The organism is Streptomyces sp. NPDC050161 (assembly GCF_044460025.1).
Lineage (GTDB): Bacteria > Actinomycetota > Actinomycetes > Streptomycetales > Streptomycetaceae > Streptomyces.
Genome location: NZ_JBITJM010000003.1, coordinates 93548 through 107423, shown reverse-complemented (window position 1 = coordinate 107423; position 13876 = coordinate 93548). Strand labels below are relative to the sequence as shown.

The 13876-nt window shown below is 73.3% G+C and carries 12 protein-coding genes; 4 read left to right on the top strand and 8 right to left on the bottom strand.

Going from position 1 to position 13876, the window contains the following annotated elements; translation table 11 throughout:
* Positions 1 to 49 precede the first annotated feature (49 nt).
* Positions 50 to 922, top strand: coding sequence for a TauD/TfdA dioxygenase family protein (locus ACIBK8_RS06195; protein ID WP_399040391.1), 873 nt, complete (start codon positions 50 to 52; stop codon positions 920 to 922).
* 16 nt (positions 923 to 938) lie between these two features.
* On the opposite strand, the gene ACIBK8_RS06190 is transcribed toward ACIBK8_RS06195, so the two are convergent.
* Entirely contained in the window at positions 939 to 2201 is a 1263-nt protein-coding gene (locus tag ACIBK8_RS06190; protein WP_399040390.1) for an MBL fold metallo-hydrolase, read from the bottom strand.
* 187 nt (positions 2202 to 2388) lie between these two features.
* Positions 2389 to 3255 carry a GNAT family N-acetyltransferase gene (locus tag ACIBK8_RS06185; protein ID WP_399040389.1) on the bottom strand — a complete coding sequence of 289 codons (867 nt, stop codon included), beginning with the start codon at positions 3253 to 3255 and terminating at the stop codon, positions 2389 to 2391.
* Between the two features lie 455 nt (positions 3256 to 3710).
* Between ACIBK8_RS06185 and ACIBK8_RS06180 the strand changes: the two genes are divergently transcribed.
* Positions 3711 to 4685 (top strand): carbohydrate kinase family protein, encoded by a 975-nt coding sequence (locus ACIBK8_RS06180; RefSeq protein ID WP_399040388.1) that lies wholly within the window; start codon positions 3711 to 3713, stop codon positions 4683 to 4685.
* On the opposite strand, the gene ACIBK8_RS06175 is transcribed toward ACIBK8_RS06180, so the two are convergent.
* The 3 genes from ACIBK8_RS06175 to ACIBK8_RS06165 are packed head-to-tail and all read right to left on the bottom strand — an operon-like array spanning position 4658 to position 6690.
* A complete protein-coding gene (locus ACIBK8_RS06175) occupies positions 4658 to 5545 on the bottom strand; it encodes an SAM-dependent methyltransferase (protein ID WP_399040387.1) in 888 nt (295 codons plus the stop codon). The genes ACIBK8_RS06180 and ACIBK8_RS06175 overlap by 28 nt on opposite strands.
* The gene (locus ACIBK8_RS06170) at positions 5542 to 5820 is read right to left on the bottom strand and encodes a DUF397 domain-containing protein (protein WP_399040386.1); all 279 of its coding nucleotides are present in this window, start codon (positions 5818 to 5820) and stop codon (positions 5542 to 5544) included. The genes ACIBK8_RS06175 and ACIBK8_RS06170 overlap by 4 nt, the downstream gene beginning before the upstream one ends.
* A 3-nt stretch (positions 5821 to 5823) precedes the next feature.
* Complete coding sequence (locus tag ACIBK8_RS06165; protein ID WP_393681681.1) at positions 5824 to 6690, bottom strand: helix-turn-helix domain-containing protein; 867 nt, start codon at positions 6688 to 6690, stop codon at positions 5824 to 5826.
* A gap of 108 nt (positions 6691 to 6798) precedes the next feature.
* Between ACIBK8_RS06165 and ACIBK8_RS06160 the strand changes: the two genes are divergently transcribed.
* Positions 6799 to 7284 (top strand): ATP-binding protein, encoded by a 486-nt coding sequence (locus ACIBK8_RS06160; RefSeq protein WP_399040385.1) that lies wholly within the window; start codon positions 6799 to 6801, stop codon positions 7282 to 7284.
* A gap of 119 nt (positions 7285 to 7403) precedes the next feature.
* On the opposite strand, the gene ACIBK8_RS06155 is transcribed toward ACIBK8_RS06160, so the two are convergent.
* Entirely contained in the window at positions 7404 to 8204 is an 801-nt protein-coding gene (locus ACIBK8_RS06155) for an SGNH/GDSL hydrolase family protein (protein WP_399040384.1), read from the bottom strand.
* 255 nt (positions 8205 to 8459) lie between these two features.
* Between ACIBK8_RS06155 and ACIBK8_RS06150 the strand changes: the two genes are divergently transcribed.
* Positions 8460 to 9266, top strand: coding sequence for a tyrosine-protein phosphatase (locus ACIBK8_RS06150; protein WP_399040383.1), 807 nt, complete (start codon positions 8460 to 8462; stop codon positions 9264 to 9266).
* Positions 9267 to 9318: 52 nt separating this feature from the next.
* On the opposite strand, the gene ACIBK8_RS06145 is transcribed toward ACIBK8_RS06150, so the two are convergent.
* Both ACIBK8_RS06145 and ACIBK8_RS06140 read right to left on the bottom strand, forming a co-directional pair.
* A complete protein-coding gene (locus tag ACIBK8_RS06145) occupies positions 9319 to 10626 on the bottom strand; it encodes a lanthionine synthetase C family protein (RefSeq protein WP_399040382.1) in 1308 nt (435 codons plus the stop codon).
* Positions 10623 to 13835 carry a lantibiotic dehydratase gene (locus ACIBK8_RS06140; RefSeq protein WP_399040381.1) on the bottom strand — a complete coding sequence of 1071 codons (3213 nt, stop codon included), beginning with the start codon at positions 13833 to 13835 and terminating at the stop codon, positions 10623 to 10625. The genes ACIBK8_RS06145 and ACIBK8_RS06140 overlap by 4 nt, the downstream gene beginning before the upstream one ends.
* Positions 13836 to 13876 lie beyond the last annotated feature (41 nt).

Sequence of the window (13876 nt, the reverse complement as noted above, 5' to 3'; positions counted from 1 at the left end):
TGTGACCACCACCCCACCGCACACGTCCCGCACCAAGGAGAGAACCACCGTGGAACAGTTCGCACTCGACGCCATCGAGCGCCTCACCACACGCCCGAGGGAGGACGGCACGTCCTTCACCGTCGACCCGCTGACCCCCGTCCTGGGCGCGGAGGTCTCCGGCCTCGACCTCACCAAGGAACTGACCCCGGAACAGACCGCCGACATCAAGCGGGCCTTCCTGGCACATCACGTACTGGTCTTCCGCGACCAGCAGCTGACCGACGAGGACCACAAGCGTTTCGCCGCGCTCTTCGGCCCGCTGCACCCCGTCGCCGCCCCCGTCGACGGCTCCGACCCGTACATCCTGGAGATCAGCGCCGACAAGGACTCGCGGGCCGTCGCCGGCAACGGGTGGCACGCCGACGGCACCGCGGACGCCGAGCCCTCACTCGGCTCGATGCTCCACCTCACCCGCACCCCCGAGGCGGGCAGCGGCGGCGACACCCTGTTCGCCAACATGCACCTCGCCTACGACATGCTCTCCCCGGCGATGAAGACGTTCCTCGAGGGCCTGACCGCGGTCCACGACGGTGCGCTGCCCTGGAAGGGACAGACCCCGCCGGCCGGCTACGAGATCCCGCGGAACGAACACCCGGTCGTGGTCCGCCACCCCGAGACCGGCCGCAAACTCCTCTTCGTCAACGGCCCCTACACCTCGCACATCGTGCAGCTGTCCCGCGGCGAGAGCGACGCGGTGCTGGAGATGCTGTACGCGCACATCGCGCGCACGCACCTGCTGCACTGCCGGGTCCGCTGGCAGCCCGGCACCCTGGTGTTCTGGGACAACCGGTGCGTCCAGCACCACGCGGTCTGGGACTACTACCCGCACGCGCGCTACGGCCGGCGCATCGCCGTCGACGGCACCCGCCCGACGGCATGAACCGCCGGGGGCGGCCTCATGCCTCGGTCACGAGGCCGTCATCGGCCAGGGCGGGGCGCTCGGTGACGACCGGCGTGGGGTATCCGTGCCGGGTCGTCGCCGCCGGCGGCCAGCTCGGCCACCCGTGCACGGGCGGCACCGCAACCGCACGCCACCACGGATCCACGACCTGCTCCTGAGCGGGCTCGAACGGCTCGCCGGGACGCGGTGCCGCGATGGCCACGCCGACCGCGTGGGCGGCGTACATGGTCCACTCGGCGGGCTCCGCCCAAGGGTGCGGGGCGAGCGGGAAGGTGCCCCAGTGGATCGGCAGCATCAGGCCGCCCGGCTGTCCGCCCTGGAGGTCCAAGTGCGCCTGCACGCCCTGGTCGGGCGGCATGTGGATGTCGGGCCACAGGCCCGGAAGCGGCTTGCCCGTGGGGCGGTCCTTGGGCCAGAACTCGCTGTAGGCGCCGATCTGGATCATGGTCACGTCGAAGGGGCCGTGCCGTTCGCCGATCTCCGCGAACCCGGGGAAGTAGCCGGTGTCCCCGCTGTGGAAGACGCGGTGCACGGGGCCGCTGACGACCCAGGAGGCCCAGAGGGTGTGCTGCGGGCCGCGCAGCCCCCGGCCGCAGAAGTGCTGGGCGGGGGTGGCGGTGAGGGTCAGACCGGCGACGCGGGTGGCTTCGTGCCAGTCCAGTTCGGTGATCCGCTCGGCGGGCACGCCCCAGAACTCCAGGTCGGCGCCGATGCCGAGCGGGACAACGAAGTGCGCGCCGGTGGCGGTCAGGGCCCGGACCGTCGGCATGTCGAGGTGGTCGTAGTGATCGTGCGAGATCACCACGACATCGACCGGATCCAGCTCCCCGAGGCCGACGGGCACGGGGTGCATCCGCTTGGGCCCCACCCAGTTGAACGGCGAGCAGCGCTCGCCCCAGACCGGGTCGAAGAGCACCCGGGCACCGTCGATCTCGGCGAGCACGCTGGAATGGCCCATCCAGGTGACCCGCAGACCGGAGTCCGGCGGTCCGCCCCGGCCGCCGACGGCCGGGCGGTGCACCGGAATCCGGCCGACCGGGGCTCTGCGCAACCGGCCGTCGCGGCTGAACTGCGTACGGGCCATCGGCAGCGCCGACCCCGGCGGGTTGCGGCGGGTCGGCGTCGGGTTGCGGAACTGCCCGTCCACGAACTGCGGTGACCTGCGCATCCTGGCCAGCCGCTCGCCGGTGGGCTCAGCGCCGAAGCTCGCGGGGCGCAGCGCACTCCGTGGTGTGCGGCGGGGTCGGAAAGCGGTCACGGCACCTCCAGTGTCAGGGCGGTCGCGAAGTGAACGGACCGCGCGGGCGGCGGGTTCCGGTACACCGGATTCCGCGGCCCCGTCTCCCGGTGACGAGACGCCCGGACATCCACACCCTCCCCCCCCAGCCCTCAACGGCGCGAGCCGCGCGGGCATTCCGGAACGCCCGGATCCGGCACCCCGGAGGTCAGCCGGCCCCCGGTCCCGCCCCGCCGAACTCCAGCACCAGGTGGTCATGGACCGGCCGGTAGCCGAGACGCCGGTACAGGGCGTTACTGGTGGGGTTGGCGAGGTCCGTGAAGAGCAGCACTGTGCCCACCCCGGCGTCCCGCGCACGTTGCGACAAGGCCGCGGTCACCGCCCCCGCATAGCCGCGTCCCCGCAGGCCGGGCGGGGTGTAGACGGGGGCGATACGGGTCGCCCCCGACACCGTGGCGGTGCGGCTCGCCATCGCGACGGGCCGGCCGCCGTCCTCCCACAGGAGGCACCGGCCGCCCGCGATCCGGTCGTCCACCGGCCTGGTGTTCCGGGGCGGCGGGCCGCCGATCGCGGCGGCGAAGTCCGCAAACCAGGAGACCAGCAGCTCGCGGTCGGCGGGCCGCGCCCACCGGGCCGTACCGGGCGGCGCGGGGTCGGGCGGGCACAGCGCACCGAGGCGGTACAGGCGGTGGTGCCGTGCGGGGTGCGCCGTGCCGCCGTGCTGGCGCCGCCAGGCGGCGGCGAACGACTCGGCGACGGACCTGCCCGCGTTCACCCCTGGCACCCGGCACCGCTCCCGGGTCAGCGCGTCCGCGAGAGCCGCCGCGGCGCCGTCCGGCATCGGGGAGAGCAGCACGGGACGGGGCGGCGTCCACAGAAAGGCGCCGCCCACCCCGCCGCCGGGCCGCCACCACCAGCCGTACCGGGGCGGCTCGTCCCCATACCTGTCGGCACCGCTCGCCCGCAGTGCGGCGGCGACCGAGAGCAGCACGGTGTGATCGACGGGCCGCGCGCGCAGGAAGCCGCCCGCCGCCGCGTCGAACGCCTCGGGGTCACGCGTCGTGGTCCACGTCATGGCTCAGCCTGACGCACGGCCGGCCCACCGCGCACCCGGTTTTCGCGCGCCTCGGGCCCGTTCACACCGGTTCGGCGACCGCCGGCATTCCGGTCGGCCCGCCGACGATCACGCTCGCGTCGCGCGCGCCGCCGGCCCGCTCTGCCATCCGTAACTCCCCTCCACCGACGGCTGTTCAGCCACGGTCCCGCGGTGATCACCGGCGGCTCCGGCCGGCAGAGTTCAGCGCCACGCGCGGGCGTGTCAACGAGGGGTTCCGCCAACTCCGTTTCTGCCGCTGGCTCCTGGATCGTCCGGCGGCCCGCGGAAAACATGTCTTCTCGGACAACCGCCGCTCCCCCGCCGTCCCGCGCGCCCCAGACGTCCCTTTCCGGGGACGCCCTGCGTCTAGACTCCGGCCTGCGGACGGCTGCCGTCCGCCCAACGCCTCACCAGCAAGGGATGCAAGGACGCCTGTGACACTTCAGACGGGAACCGAACCCTACGACGTCCTGGTCATCGGCGGATCGGGGGTGGACACCCTGGTGCGGGTCGGCGCGCTGCCGGTGCCGGCCGCCGATTCCTACGCGGTGCCGCCGGTCCGGGAATGGGCGGGCCACACCGGCACCGGCGTGGCCCTGGGCTGCGCCGCACTCGGACTGCGCACCGGGTTCGTGGACTTCATCGGCGACGACGCTCCGGGCGCGCTGGTCCGCGAACGACTGGCCGGCGCCGGCGTCGACTTCCGGCCACTGATCTCTCCGCACGGCACCCGCCGCGCGGTCAACCTGGTGGCGCCGGACGGACGCCGCACCTCCTTCTACGACAGCCGCGACCCGGACGACCTCCGGATGCCGCCCGAGCACTATCTGCCCGCGCTACGGCGCGCCCGGCACGTCCACCTGTCCATCACGCACTTCGCCCGTTTCCTCTACGACGACATCGCCGCGCTGGGGCTGCCCGTCTCCACCGACCTGCACGACTGGGACGGACTGACCACCCACCACCGGGAGTTCGCGCTCCGCTCCGACCTGGTGTTCCTCAGTACGGCGGGGGCGGGTGAGCGGATCGGCCCGGTGATGCGGGAGATCCTGCACGACGGGCGCGCCGAGGCGGTGGTCGCCACGGCCGGTGCCGGCGGCGCGTATCTCCTCGCCCGCGACGACCGCTCGCCGCGGCACGTCCCGGCCGCCGTGCCGCCAGGACCCGTGGTCGACAGCAACGGCGCGGGCGACGCCTTCGCCAGCGGCTTCCTCTACGGCCGGCTGGCCGGGCTGAGCCTCGACGAGTGCGCGCGCCGTGGCGCGGCGGCGGGCGCGTACGCCTGTACCGCGCACGGCACCCACGCGGCGCTGGCCGACCCCGGCACCTTGCAGGCGACGCTGGACGGCGGCGAGCCGCATCCGGAATCCGCCCCGGACGGTCAGTCCTTCCGGCCCACCGCGCCGTAGAAGATGGTGTTGTTCAGCTCCCCGGCGCTGGGGAGCGCGCCGTCGGGACGCCACAGCGGCACCCGCACCACACCGGGCTCCAGGAGGGTGAAAGGCCCGAAGAGCGGCTCGACTTCGGCCTTGGTGCGGAGGTTGAGGGTGGCGGTGGCGTTCTTGTAGACGTTGACGACGCCGTCGCGCGCCTCGACGTCCGTGCGTCCGCCGGGGAACGCCTCGTAGGGTTCGCCGGTGGCGTGCGACAGGACGAGATGGCTGCCGGCGGGGAGCGCTTCGGCGAGGGTGGCGACGATGCCGGCCGGGTCCTCGTCGTCCCGGACGAAGTGCAGCACGGCGAGCAGCAGCAGCGCGACGGGCCGGTCGAAGTCGATCAGCTCGCGGACGGTCGGGTGGTCCAGGATCGCCCGGGGGTCGCGGACGTCGCCCAGGACGAAGCCGGTGTGCGGGGTGCCGGTCAGCCGGGCCTCGGCGTGGGTGGCGACGATCGGGTCGTTGTCGACGTAGACGACGCGGGTGCCGGGGGCCGTCCCGCGGGCCACTTCGTGGGTGTTGGGCGAGGTGGGGATGCCGGTGCCGATGTCGATGATCTGGCGGATGCCGTCGGCCGCCAGGCCGCGCACCGCGCGCCGCAGGAAGTCGCGGTTGGCGCGGGCGCTGAGCCTGACCTGTGGGTGGACCTCGATGACGCGGTCCGCGGCGAGCCGGTCGACCTCGTAGTTGTCCCGGCCGCCGAGGTAGTAGTCGTACATCCGGGCCGGGTGCGGCCTGCTGGTGTCGATCTCGTCGGCCGTGAAGCCCGCGTGGTCCGCGCCGTCGGGCAGCGGCGGGCTCAACGGCCCGGCGGCGATGTCCTGTTCACTCATGCCGTCCTCTGTTCGCTGTGCCGGCCCGGCGCCGCGGCGAGCAGGAAGTCGGCGTCCCCGGCCTTCGCGCCCTCGATGAAGCTGACGATCTCCCGGTGGGTGTAGATCAGCGCGGGGCCGTCCGGGTCGGTCGACTGGCGCAGCGCGACCCGCCCGTCCCCCAATCGCATGGCCTCGACGCATTCGCCGCCGTTGCCGCCGCTCCACGGCTTGTGCCAGCCGTCGCTGCCCAGCTCCTTGGCGGGCATGCCGTTGTAGATGCCTATGCGATCCATGGTTCAGATCTCCTTGCGAAAGCCACCCAGAATGGCCTCGGTGGTGTGGGCCGGCGCGGCCTGCGCGCACATCCGGTCCAGGGCCTCCAGGAACTGCGAGACGTCGTTGCGCTGATCGAAATACCCGGCCCCGACGAGGCTCTCCGTGTAGGCGATGTCGGGGAGTTCGGGGATCGGGAACCGGAAGATGTGGAACGGTCCGTACATCGCGGGGTGCGGCCCCGCGGCGAACGGAATGATCTGGAGCCGGACGTTGGGCAGCGCGGTGGCTTCCATCAGCCGGCTGATCTGGCCGTGCATCACCTTCGGGCCGCCGATGGGGCGGCGCAGCACGGTTTCGTCCATGACCACCCACAGCATCGGCGCGTTCTCGCGGGTGAGCAGCGACTGCCGCTCCCTGCGCAGCGCCACCGCCCGGTCGATGTCCGCACCGGGTGCGTGCGGCATGCCGGCCCTGAGCACCGCCCGCGCGTAGTCCTCGGTCTGCAACAGGCCGGGTACGTAGGCGGGCTGGTAGGCCCGGATGAGGTTCGCCTCGCTTTCGAGGCTGACGTAGGCGCTGAACCAGTCGGGCAGCACGTCACGGAAGTTGTGCCACCAGCCGGGGCGGTTGGCCTCCCGTGCGAGGGAGAGGAACCCGGCGATCTCGTCGTCGTCACGGACGCCGTAGGTCGCCAGCAGCTTCTCCACGTACGGGATCTTGAGGCCGACCTCGGCCTTCTCCATGCGCCGTATCGTCGCGTGGGTGACATCGAGGGCCTTGGCCGCCTGTTCGTAGGACAGTCCCGCCTTCTCGCGCAGGTCCTGCAGTCGCTTTCCCAGCACCACCCGCAGGACGGTCGGCGCCCCGGCCGACCGTGCTTCCGCCACGTCTGATCCCTCCAACCAGCTTCACTGGTCAGCAGTGTGTCATGCCGTCAGTACGTCGAACAGGCTGCACTTACGATTCTGTAATTTGCAGAATGATCCTTGCCATCGGTGACCAACATCGCACATAGTTACGACGTGGCTTCCTCCAACAACGCTCCTTCGTTAGGGCGCTGTGGCGGCTTCGTCGCCGAGCACCCCCAGGACGCGTTCCATTTGCCGGCGCGACGCACGTCCGTGCCCGAGGCGCGCAGACGCGTCACCGCGCTGCTTCAGGAATGGGGCGCGGACCAACACGTGCGTGACGACGTGGAGTTGGTGATGTCCGAGCTGTTCACCAACGCACTGCGGCACACCGCAAGCGAGAAGGTCGGCTGCGAGCTGACGCTCTTCGGCGCGCACGTCCGGATAGCCGTCACGGACGAGGGCGGCGGGGGCACATCGGCCCCACAGGTACAGCCGGGCAGCGTGGACAAGGAGTGCGGCCGAGGGCTGTTCCTCGTCGGCGCACTGTCCGAGAACTGGGGCACCAGGCCCGATCCCGGCGGCGGTCGCGTGGTGTGGGCGGATCTGCCCTACGCGGCCACCGACGGCTGAGGCCCCGGCCCCCGGTGACGGGAGTCGGGACCTCGGACGGCACACGCGGCGGCACGGGCGGGTGGCCGTCCCGGGCGCCGCGGCAGGGGCGGGCGGCTACGGAGTGCGGCCCCCACCGGTCACAGCGGAAGCAGGTCGGGCCGCTTCGGCTCGACGTGATCACCGGAGGACTCGCCGCGCAGCCGGCGGCCGATCCACGGCACGAGGTGTTCGCGCGCCCAGTGGATGTTGTCCCGCCGCGCCTCAGCGGCAGACCGCTCCGCCTCCGGAGGCCACGGCTGGTCCGGCTCGGCCGGCACCTGGAGCCCGAGCACCTGTCCGGCGCGCAGCGCGACCCGGGTGTGCCCGTCGGCGGACAGGTGCAGCCGGTCGTCGCTCCAGGCCCGCCGGTCCTGCACCGACTTCAGCGACCACAGGTCGAGAACCGGGCAGTCGTGCCGGTCGGCGATGGCGCGGACGTGCGCGGTGTAGGTCGCGATCTTGCCGCGCAGGTGCTTCAGGACGGGGATGCCGCGGGTGTCGAAGCCGGTGCACAGCAGCACCGTGCCGACCGACTCGCGCAGGTCCGCCACGGCCGCCTCGTACCGCTCGGCCACCGCGTCGGGGTCGGAACCCGGCCGCAGAATGTCGTTCCCGCCGGCACAGAACGTCACCAGCTCGGGGGCCAACTCCTTGGCCCTGGGCACCTGCTCCTCGATGATCTGGTCCAGGAGCCGGCCGCGGACGGCGAGATTCGCATAGCGAAAGTCGCCCTCGGCCCGCTGGTCCGAGAGGAGGACCGCGAGCCGGTCCGCCCAACCGATGTACGCCCCGTCACGGCCGGGATCCCCGACCCCCTCGGTGAAGCTGTCCCCGACGGCTGCGTACGACCCGATGGCGCGCAGGGCGCCGCTGCTGATGTTTTTCGAATCGTCTGCCACGTCAGGACATACTTCACCTTGAGAAGTGACTTACGCCACCGTAACCAGGGGTTGACGGGTGGTGATTAATGCCACCTGGTCAAATTCTCTTCAAGTCGGAATACCGATCGGTCACCGAACGTCGCCAATCGACTCCGCATCATCATCGAATTACCGCATGCTACGGCTTGATTGCCCAGGGCACCGGTGTCGTAGGGTCGAAGGTGGCCCCGCCCGCCGGCGAACAGCGTCGGCCGCCGATACCGAGGAGCGCCCGTGACGCAGACGCCGCAGGTCCCACCGGCCGAATTCCCGCTCACGGAGGTGCGCAACTTCCGCGATGTGGGCGGGCTGCCGACCGTGGACGGGCGTCGGGTACGGCAGGGGCGCCTGTTCCGCAGCGGCCACCTCGCGCACGCGACCGAGACCGACACCGCATTCCTCGCCGGGCTCGGTCTGCACACCGTCTTCGACTTCCGCAATTCCTCGGACATCAAGCTGGAAGGCCCCGACGTCACGCTCCCCGGCGTACGGAACGTGAACATCCCGCTCACCGACCCCGCCGACGGCGCGGAGTTCTGGACCATGGTGCGGGACGGCGAACTGGACGAGCTGCGGCGCGTGCTGGGCGACGGCAAGGCCGCGGCCCGCATGGCCAAGTCCTACCGCCACATCATCACCACCCGCACCGATGACCACAGCCGCCTGCTGCGCGCGCTCGCCGACGACAGCGTCCCCGCGCTGATGCACTGCGCGGCGGGCAAGGACCGCGCGGGCCTGTCCATCGCCGTGACACTGCTGGCCATCGGCGTGGAACGGGACGCGATCGAGCAGGACTACCTCAAGTCCAACGACCCCAGCAGGCGTTACAAGATCCGCCGCTCGGACAACTCGGCCGTCGGCATGTCCCCCGAGGTCATGGAGCTGCTGTCGCCGCTCTTCGGCGCGCACACCGACTACCTCACGGCCGCCTTCGACGCCATCGCCCAGACCTGGGGCTCCACGGAGACGTACCTGACCGAGGGCCTCCGCCTCACCCCCGAGGTCCGCGAGCGGCTGCGCGCCCAACTGCTGGACGACTGACCCGAAAGGACCGGCGGCCGGATCCGTACCGACCCGGCCGCCGGTCCCGCCGTCAGCGCAACGCCAGCGCCCTCTCCCATCCACTGGCCGACGGGGCGTCCGTCGCATAGCTGTGCAGCGCCAGCGCTACGCCCGCCGCCCCCATCAGGAACCCGGCGAAGTGGCCCGGCGACTCCTTCGGTTCCTCGCTCCGGCCGGCGAGGAAGCCGAAGGGCAGCGCCGGGTCGTAGCCGGCCAGGACCCGGGCGGCGAGCCGGTCACGGTGGGCGGCCAGGCGGGGATCCCCGGACACCCGGCCGAGCAGACCTGTCAGGTGCAGCAGGCCGCCCCAGCCGTGGCAGAGGCTGTTGTCGTGCACCCTGACCGGCGCCGCCAGCTCGCGGACCAGGCCCGCGACGGCGGCCTCCCGCCAGTCGGCCCGGTCCAGCGCCTCCCCGGCCCGGTGGAGCACGCAGGCCACCCCGGGAGTGCCGTAGCACCAGGCGGTGCGGCTGCGCAGCGGGGCCGCTCCGTCCTCGTACCGCTGGACGGTCATCGACCCCGGCCAGCCGCCGTCGGCGGTGCGCCAGGCGAGCAGCAGGTCGCCGATCTCCGTCATCGCCCGGTGCAGGCCGGGAACCCGTACGCCCTCCTGGTACGCGGCCGTCAGGACGGCGAGGGTGCCGGGGATGCCGTGCGCGACACCGAAGTTGAGGTGGCCGCGGCCACCGGGAAAGTCCGCTTCGCTGTCGATCTGCGGCCCGGTGGGCGACCACCAGCCCGGCACCTGACCGCCGCGCAGCGGCAACGGCTCCAGGAGCCGGATCAGCGACGCCAGTGCCTCGTGCAGCAGCTCGGGGTGTTCGGCCCGCCGCGCCAGCAGCAGCCTGGTGAGTCCGGTGGTGCCGCGGATCAGGTCGACGTCGTGGTGGAAGGCCGTCCCGTCCTGCGGTGCGGCCCGTCGTGCCCGCTCCGCGGCCAGCCGGTTGCGGACGATCCGGTCGAGTCCGGCGTCCAGGCTGCGCAGCAGGCCGGCGTAGTCGTCCGGCGCCCGCCGGGCGGTGTGCGCGGCGAACGCCAGCGAGGGCGCCCCGGCGTACAGCCCGTCGCCGTCGGAGCCGGGCAGACCGCCGGCCGCGGCTGCCAGGTGCGCGTGGACGGTGGCGCGGTGCGCCGGGTCGTGGTGGGCGAGTTCGGCGAACAGCAGGGCCGCCCCGGGGTACCCCTCCGAGAGGCCCAGCGGGTGCCAGACGTCCGCCGTGGCCGCCACCCGCTGCGGATCGGCCAGCCGCTCCGCCACGCCGGCCACCACCTGGGCGGCGCGCTCCCGCAACGCCGCCGGGTCGGCCGGCACCACGTCGTCGCGTACATCGGTGGTCATCGGCCGTGCCTCCTGCGGTCGGTGTGGGCCTGCGCCGCCCCGCGGGCGACCGCGAGCGCGAGGTTCTCGGCCTCCCGGTCGATGCCCACGAGCCGGTTGTGGTGCATGTGCAGCACCGAGTGGAGTACCTGGTCGGGGTCCGACCAGGACCTGGCTCCGAGGTCGCGCAACAGCTGTCCGTAGGCGCCCACCGCCTGCGCGCGGCGGGCCCAGGCGGTGCGCAGCGTCTCGTGGGCGGCGGGTCCTGGTCCTTCGCGGTACGGGTCGACCAGCGCGAGAGCTTCGCGCCGCCGCGCACGGAACACCCGCTGCCGCTCCTCGTCCTTGGGCACCGCGCGCAGCAGCCAGGCCGCTCCTTCGCCGCCCGCCGTCCCGGTGCCGTCCAGGCCGCGGTGGAAGGCGCGGGCCAGATCCGCGTAGCCGGCCGCGGCCGACAGCGGCGGCGCGGTGTCGTCCTGCCGCCGGTACCTGCGCCTGAGGTGTTCCAGGACGACGACGCTGTCGGCATGGAACACGCGCTCCGCCGCGGCGATGGCCTCCGGCCCGCCGTAGCGTGCCAGCTCCGGCTCATAGGTGTCCCACACCACCCGGCCCACCAGTCCGGCGCCGCGCAACGCGCCGGTGGCCGCGTGCAGTTGTGGCAGCAGCCGCCCGGACAGCACCTCGGGCGGGGCGTGGAACCTGAGGCGCAGGTGCGCCCCGTGAGCGTCCCGGTAGCGCAGGAAGAACCAGCGGTCCACCTCCGTCGGCAGGTCGTTCAGCAGCGCAGGCAGGTGGACGGCCAGCAGTTCCTCGTGCCGTTCGGCCGGGGCGTACAGCGCGGCGTACAGCCACTCCCCGCCCGGGAGGTGGACGTCGGTCCCGGTGTGCTCCGGGGCGCGGGGCACGGTCACGGAGGGCAGCGGGCCCGGCCGGTCCGCCGGGTGGGCCGACCGCAGCGGGATCACCACCTCGGTGTGGTGTGCCCCGTCGGCTCCGCCGAGCCAGCCGTCCGGGCGTCCGGCGGCGTCGGCCGGCACCTCCCGCAGCTCGGTGTCCTCGTTGCGCAGGAGTTCGTGGCGGAGGATCTCGGGATGGCCCGGCAGGTCCAGATCGAGCTGGACGGCGCGGTCGTGGGCGGCCACCCGGACCCGGCTCGGCACCCGCCAGCGTTCCCGCCAGCGGTGCAGGGCGAGCAGCCAGTCGGCGAACGGCAGCTTCCCGTCCCGGAGTTCGGCGGCGGGTCGCCAGCGCGCCGTGGCCAGTACGGTGCGCCCGTAACGGACCCGTGGCAGGTACGGCAGCGCGCTCGCGGCCTGTCCCCAGTGCCACGTCCGCCAGGCGCGCACGCCGCTTCCGGCGATGTCGCAGACGAAGCGGGCGGCGTTCGGCAGGTTCGCCCGCCGGTTGAGCACATGGAAGACCGTGGGCTCGACGCGGCGTCCCGAAACGGTGTCCACCAGGTACATCCGGTGGTGGTCGGCGCCGACGGCGAGGTGGCGCGGGTCCAGCACCCCGGGGTCGTCCGGGTCGGCGAAGCAGCCCACCGGGAGGAGGTGCGGCAGCCAGGGCGGCACCTGCGCCACGTTGCCGTCCCGGGACCTGCCGGTGCGGAAGGCCACCTGCGCGGGCACCGCCCCGCCGTCCCCGGTGGCGGCCTCCCGTGCCACGGCGGCCAGATCGGCGGCTGCCGCGTCGTCGATGAGGTAGCCGAAGCGGCCGAGCAGCGCCCCGGCCTGCTGCGATCCGCCGACGGTCACCAGCCGGAAGTCCCCCGCGTCCAACGCCGCGCAGGAGTCGGCGAGCAGGCTCGCGTTCAGCTCCAGGGACTTCGGCGGGCGGCCGTCGGTGCGGGACAGGCGGCGCACCACCGGGTGGGTGTCGTCGAGCACCACTTCCCGCGACCCGTCCATCAGGGCCTGCTGCGCCAACTCGGCCAGCGCCAGGTCGCGTTCCCTGTCGGCGTCGGCGGGCGCGGCGCGCCGGGGGCTGGGCGGCCGGAGATAGCCGGCCGGCGCCGCGAGGCCGGTGTCCGGGTCGAGCAGTTCGGTGACCGGGACGAGACGGTCGGTGCCGTAACGCTCCACGAAGGCTTCGCGGTACTCGCGCAGGTGGTCGGGTTCCGTGTCCTGGGGCCCCATCCGCCAGAGCAGCCCGGCCGCGCGGGCGGCCTCGTCGGCGACGGCGGCGGGGAGCTGCACCTCGGCATCCAGCGCGAGATCGACCTGGAGCGGCCTCGGCAGGTCGTAGAGCCTGCGCATGCGCGCGGTGACGTCGGCCAGCGCGGCCCGGCCGTCTTCGGCCGAGGCGGTGGCGTACGCCTCCAGGTCCGTGCCGATCGCGTCGAGTTCGTCGAGTTCGGGCAGGTCGGCGCGGGGCACGCCGGCGCAGGTCTGCCGGACGTGCCGCAGCGGGTCGGCGGCTTCCAGCGGCGGGCGGGCGTCGGTGAGCAGGATTTCCTTGCCGATCAGTTCGCTCAGCACCCGGTCCACCGCCTCGTCGGTGGCCCCCGGGAACCGTTCGAGCAGCGCCCCGGCCAGCTCCGCGCCGCGCACCGGTCGGCGGGCCAGCTCCCGCACCGCCTGTACGACCACGGTGTGCCGCACGCTGACCTCGTGCACCAAGCGCGGGGCCGCGTCGTCTGAGCCGCCGTCCGGCAGGTCTTCCCGGACGGACTGCGGGACGTACGGCAGCACGAGCCGGTCGCCGCGTACGGAGCACAGCGCGTTGCCGGCTACCCGCAGGTGCCGCAGCACGCCGGGACGCCGCTCCCAGGAGGCGATGAGTCCGGTGAGCCATTCCCGGTCCGGGCGTACCGCGCGGGTGTGAGCGCCGCCCCACCGCACCTTGGCCGCCTCGCCCTGTCCGCCGAAGCGCGCCGGGGCCACCCCTGCCATCAGCCCGAACGGCGTGGCCCTGGTGCTCATCCGCAGCCGGTAGGACGCCAACGCCCGTACGGAGCGCCTGAGTTGGGGCAGCGGTACGGGCTGCGAGCCCGAAAGGACGCGGTGCAGGACCGCGGCCAGCGACGGGCTGGAGAGCGCCACCGCCTCCCGCACCAGCGGTTCGTCCGCCAGCTCCCGGAGCGTCCTGGTCAGCCGGGCGGCCTCGTCATCGCCCGGTCCGGTGTCCGGGCGGACGCCGGCGGCTGCGCCCACCGGGTGGACCGGTGCGCGCACCATGGCGATGCCCGCATCCCGGAACAGGGCTCCGCCTGAAGCCTCGGACATGCCTGCCCACTCCTCATCGTCGTCATCGCCCCGACCGGCCC